The organism is Agrobacterium sp. K11 (assembly GCF_059429395.1).
Genome location: NZ_JCAHRB010000001.1, coordinates 108,218 through 126,737, shown reverse-complemented (window position 1 = coordinate 126,737; position 18,520 = coordinate 108,218). Strand labels below are relative to the sequence as shown.

Genomic DNA, 18,520 nt, shown 5'->3' with positions numbered 1-18,520 from the left:
ACTTCTGGGAAAATCGGCGCTCCCTCCACGGCCGCATCGAGATCGGCGTCGTCGACGATGAAGGGCGCATTGCCGCCAAGTTCCAGTCCCAGTTGGTCGGCGCGCATTGCCGGTAGAGATGTTCTCCCGTGCTCGCCGAAGAGCGTGGGATCATTAAGATGCATATTTCCGACCCTCAACAGAAAACCTGCGCCGACGCGGGATCGAAGGCCAGATGCACGAGATCACCACGGTTGAGGCCCGAAATTGCCTCATGGCCAAATGGCAGGCGCACGGCAAAGGGCTCTCCCGAACCTGTATGGGCGACGACATGGACGTTGTTGCCAAGGAAGGTGATATCGCTGACGGTGGCCTGAAAACCGGCGTAAGAGCCGGGCCTGTTGCGGCTGAGCTGTAAACGCTCCGGACGCAGCATCAGCGCCGCCTTTTTTCCCGGCGCAGCTTCGCCATGAACCGGAATTTGGTCAAAGACGATATTCTGCCCGAGCGAAACCGTCGCCTTGCCGCCCGAGGCGGCGAGGAGATCGCAGGCGATGAAGTCGCTGTCACCGATGAATTCGGCCACGAAGCGGGTGGTGGGATGAGCGTAAAGCTCCGGCCCCGTACCGATCTGGTCAATCACGCCTTTTGAAAACACCGCGATCCGGTCGGAGAGACGCAAGGCCTCCTCCTGATCATGGGTGACGTAAAGGATCGTTACTTCCGTCTGCTGGTGGATGCGACGGATTTCGAACTGGATCTCTTCCCTGAGCTTCTTGTCGAGCGCCGAGAGCGGCTCGTCCATCAGAAGAACCGGCGGATCATAAGCGAGCGCCCTTGCCAAGGCCACGCGCTGCTGCTGGCCGCCCGACATCTGCGCGGGCTTTCTGTCCTCGAAACCTTCGAGACGAACGAGCCTCAGCATCTCCTTCACCTTCGCATCGATTTCCGCCTTACTCTTTCGACGCACTTTCAGCGGAAAGGCGATATTCTCGCCAACAGACAGATGCGGAAACAGCGTGTAACGCTGGAAGACCATGCCGATATTGCGCTTGTGCGACGGCGTGGAGAGCAGGCTTTCGCCGTTCAGCAGGATGTCGCCCGCCGTCGGCTGTTCGAAACCGGCCAGAATGTAGAGCGTCGTGCTCTTGCCCGAACCGGATGGTCCGAGAAACGTCATGAACTCGCCCGGCTGCACCTCGAGATTGACGTCCTGAACGGCGACGACCGGTCCGTATTGCTTGGCGATGCCGCGAATTTGCAGGAGCGGTTTGGTCATGTTTTCAATCCTTTTCGCACAGCTGCGACAAGCAGCATGAGAATGATGGTCACCGCGATGAGAAGCGTCGATGCAGCGGCGATCACCGGCGTCAGATCCTGCCGCAGCGTCGCCCAGATTTTTACCGGCAGCGTCTGCAACGTTGGACTTGCCATGAAGATCGCCAGCACCACCTCATCCCAGGAAGTGAGGAAGGAAAAGATCGCGGCTGAGAACAGGCCGTGGCTGATGGCCGGCAAGGTGATGCGGATTTTGGCCTGCAGCGGGCTCGCGCCGCATAGCACTGCAGCGTCTTCGATCGATTTGTCGAAACCCTCGAGCGCGCTGGTCAACGCCAGAATGGAGAAAGGCAGCGCCACGACAAGATGGGCAATGACAAAGCCCGTGGTGGTGCCCGCAAGGCCGAGCTTCAGGAAAAAAGCATAAAGCGCCACCGCCAGCACCACGACAGGCAGGATCATCGGCGTCATGAACAAAGCCCGCAGACCCTCGCGCCCGATGAAACGCCCCCGCACCAGGCCGAAGGAGGCCACGAGGCCGATCAGCACCGACAGGACTGTGACCATCACGGCGATACGCAGGCTTGTCCAGGCAGCATCCAGCCACCTCGGATCGGCAAAGAAATCCGCATACCATTTCAGCGTCCAGCCGGGCGGCGGAAAGATCAGCCATTGCGACGAGCCGAAGGACAAAGCGGCGATGAAGACAATCGGCAGGATAAGGAATGCCGCTGTCAGCACGGTGATGAAAAGGAGCAGCCACTTCCATGCGCCAAGGCTGTTGTAGTTCAAAAGCATGTCAGCGCCCCCCTGCCCCGGCCGCGCCGAAGAATTTCAGCTGGATTGCGTAAAGCGTCAGCGTCACCACCAGAAGCACCAGCGCCGCTGCGCCGCCCATGCCCCAGTTGACGAGAGACTGCACGAATTGCGCGATAAGCTCGGCCAGCATCATGTTCGCCGTGCCGCCCAGCAGCGCCGGGGTGACGAAATAGCCAAGCGACATGACGAACACCATCAGCGCGCCGGAGATCATACCCGGAGCGGCAAGTGGAATGAGAACGCGGGTCAGCGCCTGAAAGCGGGTTGCCCCGCACAGCGCCGCCGCCTGGAGAATGGCCGGATCAATCTTGCGGATGACGCCATAGAGCGGAATGATGATGAATGGCAGCATGATATAGGTCATGCCGATCGTGACGCCGGTCAGGTTGTTGACCAGTGCAAGCGGCTTGTCGATGATGCCAAGGCCCATCAGCGTCTTGTTGACGACACCCGTCCGCTGCAACAGCACCATCCAGGCATAGGTGCGTGCCAGAAGGTTGGTCCACATGGACAGAAGCAAAATTGCGAAAACGACGGAGGCAAGCCGCGACGGCATGATGGCAAGCGCCCACGCGACAGGAAAACCGATGACCAGCGTTACGAGCGTGACCAGCGCCGAGACCGCGAATGTATTGAAGAAAATCTTCAGGTAGGTGGAGCTGCCCAGCAATGCGGCGTAATTGCCAAAGCCCAGGACAGGCTCGGTAACGCTGCGCGACAGCAGGATGATAACCGGCACGACGAAGAACAGGGCAAGCAGAACGAATGCCGGCAGGGTGGCGGCAAAATTGCCGGGCCGGAAGGGCATCCGCACCTTCGTCTTCGGGCTTTCTGTTTCATCGGTAAGCGAGACCATGCCCAAACCTCCCCGGAGGTGAAAATTTGCGCGGGCGCTTTTGGCTGCCCGCGCCGTTGCCTTACTTGGCCTGCCAGGCGTACCAGCGCTCACCGATCTCGTCACGATGTTGCGCCCAGTAGTTCATGTCGGCATTGACCTGGCTCGCTGTCTGCTGGTCGGGCAGGGACTTTGCCGTTTCCGGATCCATCAGCTTTGCGGATTCGACATTGACCGGGGCATAACCCGTGGCAGACGCCATATCCGCCTGCGCCTGCGCGGAGGTCGCAAGAGCGATGAACTTCATCGCCGCGTCCTTGTTCTTCGTTCCCTTGGGAACCACGAGGGAATCCGCTGCCGTGATGTTCTGCTCCCAGGAGGTCTCCACCTTCACACCGCTTTTCTCAAGCGCTGTCATGCGGCCGTTCCAGACGCTGCCGAAGGGCGCCTCCGCAGAAGCGATCAACTGCTGCGATTGCGCACCGCCAGACCACCAGATGATATCGGATTTGATCGTGTCCAGCTTCTTGAAGGCGCGATCGAGATCAAGCGGGTATAGCTTGTCGGCGGCAACACCATCGGCCAGCAGGGCTGCTTCGATCACACCCGGTGCGGACCATTTGTAAAAGGTGCGCTTGCCGGGGAACTTTGCCGTATGGAAAAGGTCGGCCCAGCTCTTGGGGCAGGCGGCTACAGCATCAACATTGCAGCCGATGACGAAGGAATAATAGAAGCTTCCGACGGAGTAGTCAGTGACGAAACGAGGGTCGAGCTTCGTTTTGTCGATGACGGCGAAATCAAGCTTCTCCAGCAGGCCCTTCGGCCCGGCCTGCGCGGCGTAGTCGCCCTCCACGTCGACCACATCCCATGTTACGCCGTTCGCCTCGACCATGGCTTTCAGCTTGCCATAGTCCGTCGGGCCATCCTGAAGCACGTTGATGCCGGTCGCCACCATGAATTTTTCGGCCCAGGCCGCCTTCTGCGCGTCCTGCGTGGTTCCTCCCCAGCTGGAAAAAACCAGATCATTCGCCTGTGCGGATGCGCCCAGGGCGAAAATTGCTGCGCATGTCATCAATACCAGTTTCGATCTCATGTTCCCTTACTCCGTTTTAGAGCTTGTTGTTGGCATGCACTTCGCGGCCGGCAGATTCACTTCAGCGGTGAAAAAGGCGCCGGCTTCATGATCTTGTTTTCGGCGACTTCAATGAGGTCGCGGATTTTCGGCAGGAAGGATAACCAGCGCGGATCGGCCATCAGCTTTGCGCGCCGCTCCTCGCGGTCATCCAGGCTGGAAAAGGCCCAGATGTGGACAATTTCATTGATCGGCCCGATCTCGGAAAAGAAGTAACCCACCAGCTCGCCCAGATGGCTTTTCTGGATTTCGATGCCTTCCTCCTCGACAACCCCAAGGTAGGCCGGAATGGCGCCGTTCTTCAGCCGGTAGGTGCGGATTTCGTAAAACATCGCGTCACCGCATCACGAATGGATCGGGGATCGGGTCATCGGAGGTTCTAAGCCATATGGTCTTCGTGCGCGTGTAATCGAGCGCTGCCGCAAGCCCGCCTTCGCGACCATCACCGGAAAGACCGAAACCGCCGAAAGGCGCAATCGGTGAGACGGCGCGATAGGTGTTCACCCAAACCACACCGGCGCGGATCGCCTTCATCAGCCGATGGGCGCGCGTCAGGTTCTGCGTGAAGACGCCCGAGGCGAGGCCATAGACCGTGTCATTGGCCAAAGCGATCGCTTCCGCCTCGGTTTCGAAGGAAACAACCGAAAGAACCGGGCCGAAGAACTCCCTTTCCATGGACGGCGAACGAATGCCGTCACAATCGAGAATGGTCGGCGGGTAGAAATAACCAGCGCCATCCACCGCCACACCGCCCGTCACCACCTTCGCACCGGCTTTTTCGGAAGCAGAGACCAGAGAGACAATATGCTTGCGCTGCCGCTCGGTCGCGAGCGGCCCCACTTCCGTTGCCATGTCCAGCGGCGAGCCGACGCGGATCGCCTCAGCCTTCGCCTTCAAAATCCCGAGGAAGCGATCCTTCACGCTTCTCTCGACGATCAGCCGTGATCCGGCAACACAGCTCTGACCGGTCGCCGCGAAAATTCCCGCGACCTGCGCATTGGCGGCGCTTTCGAGATCGGCGTCGGCAAAGACGAGGATTGGCGATTTGCCGCCGAGTTCGAGCGACGTGGAGGCAAGATTTTCGGCCGAGTTGCGAACGATGTGACGCGCCGTTTCCGGCCCGCCGGTAAAGGCGATATGGGCCACCTTCGGGTGCGTGGTGAGTGCCGTGCCGCAGGACGCACCGAAACCAGTGACTATATTGACGACGCCGGCAGGAAAACCAGCCTCCTGCACCAGCCGGGCGAACTCCAGAAGCGGCGCCGGTCCGTCTTCCGAGGCCTTGATGACGATTGTGCAGCCGGCAGCGAGCGCCGGGCCGATTTTAACGGCTGCCAGAAAAAGCTGGCTGTTCCACGGGACGATCGCGGCCACCACACCCACGGGTTCGCGCCGCAGCCAGACATCCATGTCCGGTTTGTCGATCGGCAGGTAAGCGCCCTCGATTTTGTCAGCCAAGCCCGCATAATAGCGATAATAGTCCGCGACATAGGCAATCTGCGCCGAGGTCTCGCGGATGATCTTACCGGTGTCACGGGTTTCGAGCTCGGCAAGCGTCTTTGCATTTTCGGCAACCAGATCGGCAAGCCGATAGAGCAGCTTGCCGCGTTGCGTCGCCGTCAGTTTCGACCAGGCGGCATCGTCATAAAGCGCCCGATGCGCGGCCTCTACGGCGCGGCTAATATCCGCTTCGCGGCTTTCCGGCATTTCTGCCCAAGGTTCACCGGTTGCCGGGTCGAGGCTCGAAAAGCTCGCCTCACCATCCTCGAAGCGCCCGTCGATGTAACATTGGAAACGGCGCATCATCTTACTCCTTGAAAGCCGGCATGACATCGGAAAGGAAGCGTTCCAGCGAGGCCTTCTTGCGCTCGAAGCTCATGCCGGTATCGATCCAGAAGGAATATTCGTCGTAGCCCATGGCCTCGTAGGCCTTAAGCCGGGTAATGACTTCATCGGCATCGCCGACAACGTTGTTCTTGCGCATGACATCACCGGAAAGCATGGCGTTTGCGACAATCTCCTCCGGCGCAATACGCTCGATCAGCCCTTGATGAACGGGCTTTTCGTTTTTGAACCATGCAAAGAAGTAGTTGTAATAGACGCTCATCTCATGGGCCGCCTGGGCAATGTCGGCTTCACCGGAACCGACATAGGTGTGGCGCAGCAGCATGATTTTCGGCCGCTGTTTATCCGGATTTTTCGCACAGGCATCGTTGAAGCGGCCCATCAGGGTTTCCACCTCGTCATCGCCTTGCCAGAGCGGCGTCACCTGAACATTGCAATCATTGCCGACAGCGAATTCATGCGAATTCGGATCACGCGCCGCCACCCAGATGGGCGGAAAAGGCTGCTGCAGCGGTTTGGGAGCCGATGTGGTGGCCGGGAACTTGAAGAATTCGCCGTCGTGGGTGTAGTCACCCGCCCACACCCCTTTGACAGCCGGAATAAGCTCGCGCATCCGCTGGCCGGCGCCCCAGGCATCGAGGCCTGGAAGCAGCCGCTCATATTCGAACGAATAGGCGCCACGCGCGATGCCGATATCAAGACGGCCATCACAGATCAGATCCGCCATCGCCGCTTCTCCGGCAAGCTTGATCGGGTGCCAGAAAGGCGCGATCAACGTTCCTGTACCCAGGCGTGCCGTCTTCGTACGCCGCGCCAGATCGGCGATCGTTACAAAGGGGTTGGGCGCTATGGTGAAATCCATGCCGTGATGTTCGCCGGTCCAGATGGCATGCATGCCACCACGATCGGCGATTTCGCAAAGCGTTACGAACTCCTCGTAGAGTGTCTTGTGGTCCTGGGAGGCGTCCAGCCGCTCCATGTGAACGAAGAGGGAGAATTTCATGGGTTTGGCCCCTTCATGGAGATGGGATGAACCTTGCCGGCAGTCTCGTTACCGACATAGACGCCGAAGTTGCCGATCGAGCTTTCCAGCACGAAACGATTGACGATATCCGCCGTAGCGCCGGAGTCGAATTTTGCCGAAGCCAGCGCGCCGGGCAACAGAAATCGGCCCTCGCGCGGCGCTTGATCGCCATCGGCAAGCGCGTGATAGACGACGTGTTGGCGCCCATCCGTCTTGTTCTCATAAACCGAGTAGAGAAATCCCGTTTTGACGGAGAGACCCGTCAGGTCTTCGAGACGTGATGTCAGCGCCGCGACCGGATCGCCGCTTGCCACGACACAGCCGGGAAGTGACAGCACGTCGTCGCCAACGAGGTAAATCTCGCCGCGCCGTTCCAGAACGGCGCCCACGACGATATCGCCCTCTGCCGCTGCCGATACCGCCTTTGCAGCCAGCATCGGCGTGAAATAGCCGCCGCGCGCATAACCGAGACCGTTCAGGCCGCTATTGTCGAAAGCCTCGATACGGCCGAGCAGAATGACATGATCGCCGGCCTCGATAACCTCCTGCATCGAACATTCGAACCAGGCCGCGACGTCTGCAAAGACCGGGGAGCCCTTCGGCGCATCCAACCAGCTGGCGGTGGCGAAACGGTCTTCGACCGGCCGGGCGAAGGTGTTGGAGAGGTCCTTCTGGCTTTCCGACAGAATATTGACCGCGAAGTTTTTGGTGCCCGTCATCGTCGCGAAATTGCGCGAGCTACGGGCAAGGCAGATCAGCAGCAACGGCGGATCGAGCGAAACCGAGGTGAAGGAGTTGGCGGTAAAACCGATGGGCTTTCCTGCATCGTCCCGGGCGGTCACGATTGTTACTCCCGTAACGAAAGCGCCGAATGCATCGCGCAAAGCGCGCGGATCAAGGGTTGCAACAGTCATTGCGGCTCCTCCTCTAAAGCCAGCCATTCGGCCATCATTGCATTGACAGTTTCAGGTGCGGTCAGGTTGACCATATGCCGGTGCGCCTCAACGACGCGGGCGTAACCGCGCGGTGTGATCGCCGCCATCTGCTCGGCCATCAACGGCGTCGAATTGGGGTCGTCCGAACCCGTCAGGAAAAGAGCCGGGCAGATGACCGAGGGCCACCGATCCGCATAGGTCTCGTCGCCGCCCGCAAATGCGGTATAGGCAACCGCGTAACCTTCGGGATCGACCATTTCCAGCCAGCCCCGCGTCAACTCCCGCGCCTGCTGGCTCTTTGGATCGTCGCCGAACCAGCGTAACAAAGGGCCTTCCTTGTCCACGCCGGTGGTCCGGATGGCAGCCGCGCGTGCAAGAACCGCAGCCTTCGCGGCCGGATCACGGCGGTAGACGCCGTTCAGATAACCAACGCGCGCAATTCGATCTCCAAAGGTTGCAGCGGCACCGCCGGAAATCAGCGCACCCATGGAGTGCCCGGCCACATTGGCACGCGCGATCCGCATATCGTCAAGAAAGCGGCCGAACCAGCCGACAAAATCCTTGAGCGAGCTGCCCGCTGGCAGGCGTTCACTGCCGCCATGCCCCGGCATATCTACCGCGATGACACGGTGCGTCTTTGAAAAGATTTCGATCTGCGGCTTCCAGGCTTCCAGCCGCATTCCCACACCGTGAATGAGGATCAGGTCTTCACCCGCGCCTGCCTCGAAATAGGCCGCCCCGCCCTCGGTCACCTTGCGAGGGAGCGCGGCAGCACCTGCCTTTGCAGCATTGACCCGTGACGTGGTGGCGGCCTCCTGCATTTGCATCACCCTCAAACACCCGCCGGGTTGGCAACATCCTGACCGAGATCCTTCAGATCCTGATAGCGGTCGCCGATGCGGTGATGAGGCCTACCGCCGACTGAAGCACCGAGCGCCACGACGATCTCATCGGCAGCCGGAGCATCGGGAACGGAGGTCTGGATAGTCAGGTAGTGCGAACGGCGACCTTCATCGTTCTTGTCCATTAACGGGATCATGATCGGCGCATTGCCGGGACCACGCGTATTGCAGAAGGCCAGATAGGACTTGGCACCCACAGCCTGACGATAGTGATTGCCGAAACGCAGCGTGTGAATGAGCGCGGAGGCATGTTCGATCTCACCATCCAGCCCGACGACGGCCGCCTTGCCATAGGCCTCCACCGCTTCGCCGGAACCCACGGCATCGAGGATCATCTTCGTCAGCAGTTCGCCCAGCACCGGCGCCCCGGCGTGGATTTCCGGTTTGAGATCATCCACGAAGCCTTTTCCAGCCCAGGGGTTTTTCACGACCGCGATGGCGGTGAACAGCTTCAAAGGTGTCGCTGCGGCCTTGCCTCCTTCAATCAACGTTGTTTCGACCTGCAACAGGGTCTTACGGATCTGGATGGGCATTGGCGTTCTCTCCGATAAATATGATGTCTTATGGTATGCCATAATACGAAAGTGTCAAGTGGCGGAAATCTGTGGCTTGAAGTTGCGAAAAATGACAATTCTTGCAGGATATTATGGCTCAAGGGCCTTCCATGCGGCCGTCAAAGGCCAGTTCGTAAAGGCGCGTCATTTCCGCTGCCGTCGGAACCCGTGGGTTATTTGCCGGTGTGCCGGAGGCGAGGCCTTGCCGCACCATTTCCGGCAAAAGATCGAGATAGCGGGTTTTGTCGATACCGAATTCCTGCGGGGTCGGCACCTTCAACCGCCTGTTCAGGCCGATGAAAGCCTCCACCATCTTTGCGCCTGCAATCTGGTCGCTGTCCGTCGAACTGGCGCAACCAAGTGCGCGGGCGGCGGCGGCATATTGCGGTAGAGCGGAATTCAACGAAAATTGTGTGACCAACGGCAGCACCATCGCATTCGACATGCCGTGCGGAACGTGGAAAAAGGCACCGACCGGCCGGCTGAGGCCGTGGATCAACGCTGTGGATGTGTTGGAAACGGCAAGACCCGCATGCGTCGCCCCGAGCATCATCGCTTCGCGTGCTTCCCGGTTTTGCGGGTCGTTCGCGACTTTTTCGAGATTTGCCCCGATCAGTTTCAGCGCGGACAGCGCCAACGCCTCGGAATGGGCATTACCGTTGCGGTTAACCAGCGCTTCCAGCGCATGGGTCAGCGCATCTATGCCGGTATCGACCGTGACGCGGTAAGGGCAGGTCAGCGTCAGCTCGTAATCGATGATGGCCGCAACGGGCAAAGCGGCAGTGCCGAGGATGAGCATTTTTTCGCTGGCAGCCGTGTCCGTCACGACGGCGGCGCGTGTTACTTCCGATCCGGTTCCTGCGGTTGTGGGTATGGCAATTACCGGCATGACGGCAAAATCCACGATCCTTGGAACTTTCAGCGCCCGCAGCTCTTCGCCACTGGTTGCAACGATGGCACCTGCTTTCGCCGTATCCATGGCGCTACCGCCGCCGAGTGCGACGAGACCATCATGACCGCCCCCGGAAACGCGTTTCACCAGTGTGGCGATGGATATATCCGTTGGATCTTCTACGACATCCGCAAAAATGGCGGCATCGATACCCTCGCCGCCAAGCGCCTGCAAAAGCGCATCCGCATGGCCGAGTTTCTGCATGACGGGATCGCAGACGAGCAGAGGGCGCTTCACCCCCAGAGATTTCAACAGTGACGGCAATCGGAAACGGCTGCCACCGCCGATGAGCATTTCGCGAGGCATCAGGACACGGTTTATCATTGCGGTTCTCCGCCACTATCATTCTGCGTTGTTCGGAACGGCCTAAGGCACACGATCTGAAGCGGGACTTCGTCATCCCGCTCCGGTCGCCGTGGCCTCAATGCGCCAGGATTTTCGACAGGAACGAGCGTGCGCGATCCGTCTTCGGATTGGTGAAGAAGCTGTCACCCTCGCCGATCTCGACGATCTCGCCGCCATCCATGAAGACGATGCGGTCAGCCACCTTGCGGGCAAACCCCATTTCATGCGTCACCACCATCATCGTCATGCCTTCCTGCGCAAGCGAGACCATGACGTCGAGCACCTCGTTGATCATTTCCGGATCAAGCGCCGATGTAGGCTCGTCAAAAAGCATGGCGACCGGATCCATCGCCAGCGCGCGGGCGATTGCGACGCGCTGCTGCTGACCGCCGGAAAGTTGACCGGGATATTTCTTCGCATGCGCGGTAAGCCCCACACGCTCCAGAAGGGCGTTGGCTTTGACCAGCGCCTCCGCAGGGGAGCGGCCGAGAACCTTCTCCTGCCCGATGCACAGATTTTCGAGGATCGTCATATGCGGGAAGAGTTCGAAATGCTGGAACACCATGCCCACTTTGGAGCGCAGCTTCGGCATATCGGTCTTTGGGTTGGTCACCTCAACCCCGTTTACGGTGATGATGCCGTTGCCGATCGTCTCCAGCGCATTGACGCATTTGATGAGCGTCGACTTGCCCGAACCGGACGGACCGCAGATCACGACGACTTCGCCCTTGGCTACATTCAGGCTGCAATTGGTCAGAACCTGAAAGGTCGGACCGTACCATTTGTTGACGGATTGAAGTTCGATCATGCTGGTTGCTTGAGACATCGGACTTCTCCCTAGTGTACGTCAGCCGACATTGGGCCGTAGGCCTTGCCGAATCGTTTCTCGATACGGCGCTGGATGAGTTCCCAGGCGGTCGTCATGGCGAGGTAATAAAGGGCCGCAACCATGAAGAGCTCCAGAACGAGGAACTTTTCCTGGATAAGAACCTGCGTGCGGCGCAGCAGCTCCTCCATGGAAATGATGGAGGCGATCGACGTTGTCTTCAGCACGCCATTGACGGAATTGCCAAGCGGCGGAATGATGATGCGGAAGGCCTGCGGCGCAACTATGTAGCGCATCACCTGCGCCTCGGTCATGCCGATGGCGCGCGCCGCATTGATCTGGCCTTTGGGAACCGCGGCAATACCTGCCCGGACGATTTCCGACAGATAAGCGGCCTCGCAGAGCGATAGGCCGATCAGGGTGGACTGCAGAACCGTCAGCTTGATGCCGAGCTGCGGCAGGCCGGTATAGATGATGATGAGCTGCACCAGCAGCGGCGTGCCACGAAATATCCAGGTGTAGAAATAGGCCGGTCCGGAGAGGAACCGGTATTTCGACATGCGCATCACCGCAATGACGAAGCCCAGCGCAAGACCCGCCGTCATGGCAAAAACCGTGAGGCCGAGCGTCACCATCGCCCCCTCGAAAAGATAATAATTCGTCAGATATTCGAAGAAACCTTCCCAGTTCCAACCCTTCACGTCTTTCTCCAATTCATGCGGGAATGGTCGCGGCGAGAACTCTCCCGCCGCGCTGACAGTTCAGATGGAGGAGATTTCAGCCTTCTGGACCAAGAACGGCGAGATCGCCGGGCGCGATGCTCACGCCATAACCACCCATCAGCTTTTCAAGCGAACCATCGGCCTTCATTTCCTTGAGAGCAGCAGAGACGGCACTGGCGACGTCCTTGCTTCCAAAGGAAAGCGAACCGGGCGTAGGGTACATGCCGGAAAGTGCATGCGTGAACTCGCCGCGATCCTGGTATTGCTTGGCGACAGGATCGATGGAGACCGCGGCCTGAACCTGACCTGCCCGCAGCGCCTGATAGACGGTCGCGTAATTGTCGAACAGGTTTATGGTCATCGGCGCAAGACCGCGTTTCTTGAAGTCCTCGTTCAATTCCTTGATCTTGCGCTCGGCATAGCCACCGATATCGGTGCTGACAGCCTTGCCGGCCAGATCGTCCACCTTGGTGATGGGCTCGGATGCACCGACGGCCGTTGAAATGCTGATGGCGAGACTCTCATAGGGGATCATGAACAGGATCTTGCGCCGCTCCGCCGTCACGAACAGGCCAGCATTGATCATGTCCCAGCGGCCGCCCTGCAGGCCCGGCACCATGGTGGCATATTCCGTGCTGATATATTCGGGCTTCAAGCAGAGGCGCTTGGCGATTTCATAACCCAACTCGATACGAAGGCCTTTGAGCACGCCCTGTTGGTCGGCATAGGCCATGGGCGGCAATGTCGGGCTGGTCGCCATCACGAGATGGCCGGGCTTGATGAGGTGATCGTTGGATATTTTCGGCGTGCAGTCCTGTGCAACGGCCGCACCGGCAAGAAGACTGATGACAAAGCCCGCCAGAGAGGTTTTGGCGCGCACGGCTATGCATTTCCGGGAAATCGGATTCCAGTTCATATTAAGCTCCGCTCTTTATATTATTTATTATGGCATACCATCACACCAAACGGATTGCCCTGTCAATAAGCGGTCATTTGTTTTTCTAAATTATTGTAAAACAACCATAAAATCAAAAAACCAAGAGCTTGCGGCCGCCAGCTGGGCAACCGCAAGACAAGCAGAACGGAGCGCCAAAAACCGTCAGTCAGCCGTTTTTTGCGCGGTGAGAACGGCTTCGGCGATAGCGCATGCGCTGGTGACATGATCGAGAGCGGCTTTGTAAGCGGCGTCCCCGTCACCTTTCCGGATCGCATCGACGATCTTTTTCATCTGCGCCGGACCTTCGGTATCGCGGCTTTTCGTCTTGATCGTCATGGAGCGAAGATGGTTGATTCGCACCGTCAGCAAATTGACGACGCCCCAGGCGACATGCCGGTCGATCTTGCTGAACAGCGTATGATAAAAAGACGAGGTATGCGCGAGAACACCGGGCATATCCTTGGCAACGTAACTTTCGCGAATATGCTCGAGCGAAGCCTCAAGCGCCTCGACAATGGCGGGATCGCGACGCTCCGCACAAAGGCGCGCCGCCATTCCCTCCAGCGCACCGCGAATTTCGTAAATCTGCTTGGCCTCGGCAAGATCGAGCAGCGCAACCATCGGCCCCTTGTTCGGCAAATTCGCCACCAGCCCCTCGGACTCCAGATGCCGCAGGACTTCGCGCACGATGGTGCGGGAAACGCCCAGCTGGGCGCAGAGATCGCGCTCCACAAGGCGGTCTCCCGGACGGAAGTAACCGTTCACGATGGCGTCGCGCACCTTGTCGAGCGCAAGCTCCCTCAGCGTCTTGGTCGGACGCTCAACGCGAATGGCAGTTCCCTGCAAAGCACCGGTCATGGTATCACCTCGTTTGGCACATCCCGCTTCCGCCCGCCGGGCGTGAAAACAGGTTCTGGCTCTTTATATTATGGCGTACCAACTTATTTAGCCGCGCACCATGTTTATGGCAACAGCGCGCGACCAGCTTGTCGCAATGCCGCGTCACCCCATCCGTTCCGATGCATAGCTGCCCGGGCTTGGCGGGAAGACCACGGTCCGGTTACCGTTGATGAAAGTACGGTGGTGGATATGGGCATGGATGGCGCGTGCCAGAACCTGCGCCTCGACATCCCGGCCGAGCGAAACATAATCCTCCGCGCTCTGGGCATGGGTAATACGCACAATATCCTGCTCGATAATCGGACCTTCGTCGAGATCGGCGGTGACATAGTGGGCCGTCGCGCCGATCAGCTTCACGCCGCGCTGATAGGCCTGCTTGTAAGGGTTGGCGCCCTTGAAGGACGGCAGGAAAGAATGGTGGATGTTGATGATCTTCCCCGACATCGTCTCGCACATCCGGTCGGAAAGCACCTGCATATAACGCGCAAGCACGATCAGTTCGGTTCCGGTGCTTTCGGCAATATCCATGATCCGGGCTTCAGCCTGTGGCTTGTTTTCCTTCGTCACCGGAATGTGGTGGAAGGGAATATCATGATTGACCACCACTTTCTGGTAATCGAAATGGTTGGAGACGACACCGACAATATCGATCGGCAAGGCCCCGATGCGCCAACGGTAAAGCAGATCGTTCAGGCAATGGCCGAAGCGCGACACCATCAGCAGGACCTTCATCCGCTCGGACTGGTCATGAAGCGCCACTTCCATGCCGAATTTCTGCGAGATCGGCATCAGTCCAGCCATCAAGTCGTCACGCTTTGCTCCCTCTTCGGAAATGAAGCCCACGCGCATGAAGAAACGGCCCGTACCGAGATCATCAAACTGCGAACTATCGACGATGTTGCAGCCTTTTTCAGCGAGAAAGCCTGAAAGGGCAGCGACGATGCCTCGGGTGGACTTGCAGGTTACGGTCAGGACGAAGTTCGTCATCCGGCACTCTCTCTGTCATCGAAATTGGAAAAACCCCGCGCTGTCTGACGAGCGCGGGGAAAAGCCGCGAGGGCGGCGGGGAAACCCGAACTCAAACGTCGAGCGTTGTCTGGTGCTCCCAGGCAGTGAATTGCGCGCAATAAGCGTTCCACTCTCCCTGCTTGAGCTTCAGATAGGCCTTTGAGAACTCCATGCCCAATGCCTGCTGCAGTTCCTCGTCCTTCTCGTATTCGCGCAGCGCATCGAGAAGATTGAGCGGCAGTTTCGGCGCATTCGTCACGGTATGACCTTCGCGATACATGTCTATATCGTGATGCGGACCGGGATCGGCCTGTGAGCGGACACCCGAGAGACCGGCCGCAATGATAATGGCCTGCAGCAGATAGGGGTTCACGGCGCCATCCGGCAGACGCAGTTCGAAACGCCCCGGCCCTGGCACGCGAACCATGTGGGTGCGGTTGTTCCCGGTCCAGGTCACCGTGTTCGGCGCCCAGGTCGCGCCCGAGATGGTCCGCGGCGCGTTGATGCGCTTGTAGGAATTAACCGTCGGATTGGTGACGGCAGCAAGAGCGGAGGCATGTTTCATGATGCCGCCCAGAAACGTCTTGCCCTTTGCGGAGAGCCCGAAAGGCATTGCCTTGTCGGCAAAAGCGTTGACCTTGCCGTCCAGGTCCCAGACCGAAATATGGGCGTGGCAGCCGTTGCCGGTCAGCCCCTTGAAAGGCTTCGGCATGAATGTCGCGCGCAGCCCGTGCTTTTCGGCAACCGACTTGACCATGAACTTGAAGAAGGAATGTTTATCCGCCGTCTGGAGCGCATCGTCATATTCCCAGTTCATCTCGAACTGGCCGTTCGCGTCCTCATGGTCGTTTTGGTAGGGTTTCCAGCCCAACTCCAACATGTAGTCGCATATTTCCGCGATCACATCGTAACGACGCATCACTGCCTGCTGGTCGTAGCAGGGCTTTTCCGCCGTGTCGTACTCATCGGAGATTTTCGCGCCGTCCGGCGAAATCAGGAAAAATTCCGGTTCCACGCCGGTTTTGACCCGCAGCCCTTGCCCGGCCGCTTCCGCGATGAGCTTTTTCAAAACGACGCGCGGCGCCTGTTCCACAGGCTGGTCTTCCATGACGCAATCGGCAGCAACCCAGGCCACATCCTTTTTCCAGGGAAGCTGGATGACCGAGGAGGCGTCCGGCACTGCGAAGAGATCGGGATGGGCGGGCGTCAGATCGAACCATGTGGCGAAACCGGCAAATCCGGCGCCGCCCTTCTGCATATCGGCAATCGCTTCTGCAGGAACCAGCTTGGCGCGCTGGCCACCGAAGAGATCGGTATAACTGATCATGAAATATTTGATGCCTTTTTCGGCAGCAAACTTGGAGAGGTCCAGTGTCACGTCATTCCCCTTTTTTTGAATATCAGACACTTCATCGAAAAAGACGGCCACATCCTCCCAAATGCGCCCGTCCATTGTGTTTTTTAAAAGCTGCCTTTACCCGGGAACCAGTTTGTTCCCGCCAGCGGAACCTGCGCCATTGCCGCAGCCTCCATGGTCAGAGCCACCAGATCTTCCGGCTCCAGATTGTGGAGATGGTTTTTGCCGCAGGCGCGTGCGATGGTCTGGGCTTCGAGCGTCATGACCTTCAGATAGTTGGCGAGGCGGCGACCGGCGGCGATTGGGTCAAGACGTGCGGCAAGTTCCGGGTCCTGCGTGGTGATGCCTGCGGGGTCTTTGCCCTCGTGCCAGTCATCATAAGCGCCGGCCGTGGTGCCTAGCTTCTGGTATTCGTCTTCCCATTTCGGGTCGTTATCGCCCAGCGCCACCAGCGCCGCCGTTCCGATGGCAACCGCATCGGCACCAAGCGCCAGAGCCTTGGCGACATCCGCACCCGAGCGAATGCCACCGGACACGACCAATTGCACCTTGCGATGCATGCCGAGATCCTGAAGCGCCTGTACTGCGGGGCGAATACAGGCAAGCGTGGGCATGCCGACATTTTCGATGAAGACGTCCTGCGTGGCCGCCGTGCCGCCCTGCATGCCATCAAGCACCACCACATCGGCACCGGCCTTTACGGCAAGTGCGGTGTCGTAATAGGGGCGCGCACCACCAACCTTGATGTAGATCGGTTTTTCCCAATCGGTGATTTCGCGCAGTTCAAAGATCTTGATTTCCAGATCGTCCGGGCCGGTCCAATCAGGATGACGGCAGGCGGAACGTTGGTCGATGCCCTTCGGCAAATTGCGCATATTGGCGACGCGATCGGAAATCTTCTGGCCAAGCAGCATGCCGCCGCCACCCGGTTTCGCACCCTGGCCAACAACTACCTCGATGGCGTCCGCACGGCGCAAATCCTTGGGGTTCATGCCATAACGCGACGGCAGATACTGATAAACCAGCGTCTGGCTGTGGCCGCGTTCCTCATCCGTCATGCCGCCATCGCCCGTCGTGGTGGACGTGCCGGCAATGGTCGCGCCACGGCCGAGCGCTTCCTTGGCGTTGCCGGAAAGCGCGCCGAAGCTCATGCCGGCAATGGTGATCGGCGTTTTCAGCGTGATCGGCTTCTTGGCAAAGCGCGTGCCGAGGGTGACGGTCGTATCGCACTTCTCGCGATAACCTTCGAGCGGATAACGCGAGATGGACGCGCCGAGAAACAGCAAGTCGTCGAAATGCGGCACCTTGCGCTTCGTGCCTGCGCCGCGAATATCATAGATGCCGGTCGCAGCCGCACGGCGGATTTCCGCCAGCGTGTGATCATCGAAAGTCGCGGACTTGCGCGGTGGGGTGAAGGGGTTGTGATAGCTCATCGGAAAATCCCTCGCCTCAATACGCGTCGGCGTTGTCGATGTTGAAATTGTAGAGCGTGCGGGCCGAACCGTAGCGTTTGAACTCGCTTGGGCTGACATCGGAGACGCCGGCTTTTTCAAGAAGTTCGGCAAGCTTCTCCAGATGTTCGGGCCGCATTTCCTTCTCGATGCAATCGGCACCAAGGCTTTTGACCGAGCCGCGCACAAAAAGCTTCGCTTCATAAAGGGAGTCACCCAACGCATCGCCCGCATCGCCGCAGACAACGAGGTGGCCGGACTGGCCCATGAAGGCGGACATGTGGCCGATATTGCCCTTCACGACGATATCGATGCCCTTCATGGAAATGCCGCAGCGGGAAGCGGCATTGCCCTTGATGACCAGAAGCCCGCCGCGACCGGTGGCACCTGCGTACTGCGAGGCGTCGCCCTCAATGACGACGGTGCCCGACATCATGTTTTCGGCAACGCCCGGCCCGGCCGAGCCGTAAACGGTGACGGTGCCGCCATCATTCATGCCAGCGCAATAATAACCGACCGAGCCGCGAACATCGACGATGACGGGGCTGTCGATGCCAACAGCGACGGCATGGTGGCCGCGCGGATTGACAACTTCGAATTCGGTGTCGTTTGCGCCCGAGGAAAGCCCATGGAGCGCGCTGTTGAGTTCACGCAAAGGCGTGTGGGAGAGATCGAAAACTGGCATGGATATGACTTTCGCAATATGCGCCGATGACGGT

General features: G+C 59.1%; 19 protein-coding genes and 1 pseudogene. All 20 read right to left on the bottom strand.

Features of this window, described 5'->3' with window-relative positions; translation table 11 throughout:
* Positions 1 to 11: 11 nt before the first annotated feature.
* Positions 12 to 127, bottom strand: a pseudogene (locus tag AC5SEO_RS00550) (aldehyde dehydrogenase family protein); the annotation flags it as partial.
* A gap of 48 nt (positions 128 to 175) precedes the next feature.
* Entirely contained in the window at positions 176 to 1,258 is a 1,083-nt protein-coding gene (locus AC5SEO_RS00545; RefSeq protein WP_019564948.1) for an ABC transporter ATP-binding protein, read from the bottom strand.
* Positions 1,255 to 2,055 carry an ABC transporter permease gene (locus tag AC5SEO_RS00540; RefSeq protein WP_013761889.1) on the bottom strand — a complete coding sequence of 267 codons (801 nt, stop codon included), beginning with the start codon at positions 2,053 to 2,055 and terminating at the stop codon, positions 1,255 to 1,257. Before AC5SEO_RS00540 ends, AC5SEO_RS00545 begins: the two co-directional genes overlap by 4 nt.
* Position 2,056: 1 nt before the next feature.
* Positions 2,057 to 2,884, bottom strand: a complete 828-nt coding sequence (locus AC5SEO_RS00535; protein ID WP_370647636.1) for an ABC transporter permease — start codon at positions 2,882 to 2,884, stop codon at positions 2,057 to 2,059.
* A gap of 109 nt (positions 2,885 to 2,993) precedes the next feature.
* Entirely contained in the window at positions 2,994 to 4,004 is a 1,011-nt protein-coding gene (locus tag AC5SEO_RS00530) for an ABC transporter substrate-binding protein (RefSeq protein ID WP_174068923.1), read from the bottom strand.
* Between the two features lie 56 nt (positions 4,005 to 4,060).
* The gene (locus tag AC5SEO_RS00525; RefSeq protein WP_112285912.1) at positions 4,061 to 4,375 is read right to left on the bottom strand and encodes an NIPSNAP family protein; all 315 of its coding nucleotides are present in this window, start codon (positions 4,373 to 4,375) and stop codon (positions 4,061 to 4,063) included.
* 4 nt (positions 4,376 to 4,379) lie between these two features.
* On the bottom strand, positions 4,380 to 5,846 hold the full coding sequence (locus AC5SEO_RS00520) for an aldehyde dehydrogenase (protein WP_026330722.1): 1,467 nt from the start codon (positions 5,844 to 5,846) through the stop codon (positions 4,380 to 4,382).
* 4 nt (positions 5,847 to 5,850) lie between these two features.
* Positions 5,851 to 6,891: an LLM class flavin-dependent oxidoreductase gene (locus tag AC5SEO_RS00515; RefSeq protein ID WP_174068925.1), complete on the bottom strand. Its 1,041-nt coding sequence runs from the start codon at positions 6,889 to 6,891 to the stop codon at positions 5,851 to 5,853.
* Positions 6,888 to 7,826 (bottom strand): flavin reductase family protein, encoded by a 939-nt coding sequence (locus AC5SEO_RS00510; RefSeq protein WP_112285914.1) that lies wholly within the window; start codon positions 7,824 to 7,826, stop codon positions 6,888 to 6,890. The genes AC5SEO_RS00515 and AC5SEO_RS00510 overlap by 4 nt, the downstream gene beginning before the upstream one ends.
* Positions 7,823 to 8,668, bottom strand: coding sequence for an alpha/beta fold hydrolase (locus tag AC5SEO_RS00505; protein ID WP_019564955.1), 846 nt, complete (start codon positions 8,666 to 8,668; stop codon positions 7,823 to 7,825). The genes AC5SEO_RS00510 and AC5SEO_RS00505 overlap by 4 nt, the downstream gene beginning before the upstream one ends.
* Positions 8,669 to 8,679: 11 nt before the next feature.
* A complete protein-coding gene (locus tag AC5SEO_RS00500; RefSeq protein WP_003511499.1) occupies positions 8,680 to 9,282 on the bottom strand; it encodes an amino acid synthesis family protein in 603 nt (200 codons plus the stop codon).
* 118 nt (positions 9,283 to 9,400) lie between these two features.
* A complete protein-coding gene (locus AC5SEO_RS00495; RefSeq protein WP_003511500.1) occupies positions 9,401 to 10,579 on the bottom strand; it encodes an iron-containing alcohol dehydrogenase in 1,179 nt (392 codons plus the stop codon).
* 97 nt (positions 10,580 to 10,676) lie between these two features.
* Positions 10,677 to 11,408: an amino acid ABC transporter ATP-binding protein gene (locus tag AC5SEO_RS00490; RefSeq protein ID WP_025595347.1), complete on the bottom strand. Its 732-nt coding sequence runs from the start codon at positions 11,406 to 11,408 to the stop codon at positions 10,677 to 10,679.
* A 29-nt stretch (positions 11,409 to 11,437) separates the two neighbouring features.
* Positions 11,438 to 12,127 (bottom strand): amino acid ABC transporter permease, encoded by a 690-nt coding sequence (locus AC5SEO_RS00485; RefSeq protein WP_003511502.1) that lies wholly within the window; start codon positions 12,125 to 12,127, stop codon positions 11,438 to 11,440.
* Positions 12,128 to 12,203: 76 nt separating this feature from the next.
* Positions 12,204 to 13,064: a transporter substrate-binding domain-containing protein gene (locus tag AC5SEO_RS00480; RefSeq protein WP_013761897.1), complete on the bottom strand. Its 861-nt coding sequence runs from the start codon at positions 13,062 to 13,064 to the stop codon at positions 12,204 to 12,206.
* Between the two features lie 183 nt (positions 13,065 to 13,247).
* Positions 13,248 to 13,943, bottom strand: coding sequence for a GntR family transcriptional regulator (locus AC5SEO_RS00475; protein ID WP_003511504.1), 696 nt, complete (start codon positions 13,941 to 13,943; stop codon positions 13,248 to 13,250).
* Positions 13,944 to 14,087: 144 nt separating this feature from the next.
* Positions 14,088 to 14,972 carry a formyltetrahydrofolate deformylase gene (gene purU, locus AC5SEO_RS00470; protein ID WP_003511505.1) on the bottom strand — a complete coding sequence of 295 codons (885 nt, stop codon included), beginning with the start codon at positions 14,970 to 14,972 and terminating at the stop codon, positions 14,088 to 14,090.
* A gap of 91 nt (positions 14,973 to 15,063) precedes the next feature.
* Positions 15,064 to 16,371 carry a type III glutamate--ammonia ligase gene (glnT, locus tag AC5SEO_RS00465; protein ID WP_003511506.1) on the bottom strand — a complete coding sequence of 436 codons (1,308 nt, stop codon included), beginning with the start codon at positions 16,369 to 16,371 and terminating at the stop codon, positions 15,064 to 15,066.
* Positions 16,372 to 16,454: 83 nt separating this feature from the next.
* Positions 16,455 to 17,783 (bottom strand): FMN-binding glutamate synthase family protein, encoded by a 1,329-nt coding sequence (locus tag AC5SEO_RS00460; RefSeq protein ID WP_174068926.1) that lies wholly within the window; start codon positions 17,781 to 17,783, stop codon positions 16,455 to 16,457.
* Between the two features lie 16 nt (positions 17,784 to 17,799).
* Complete coding sequence (locus tag AC5SEO_RS00455; protein WP_003511508.1) at positions 17,800 to 18,486, bottom strand: GltB/FmdC/FwdC-like GXGXG domain-containing protein; 687 nt, start codon at positions 18,484 to 18,486, stop codon at positions 17,800 to 17,802.
* Positions 18,487 to 18,520: the final 34 nt, after the last annotated feature.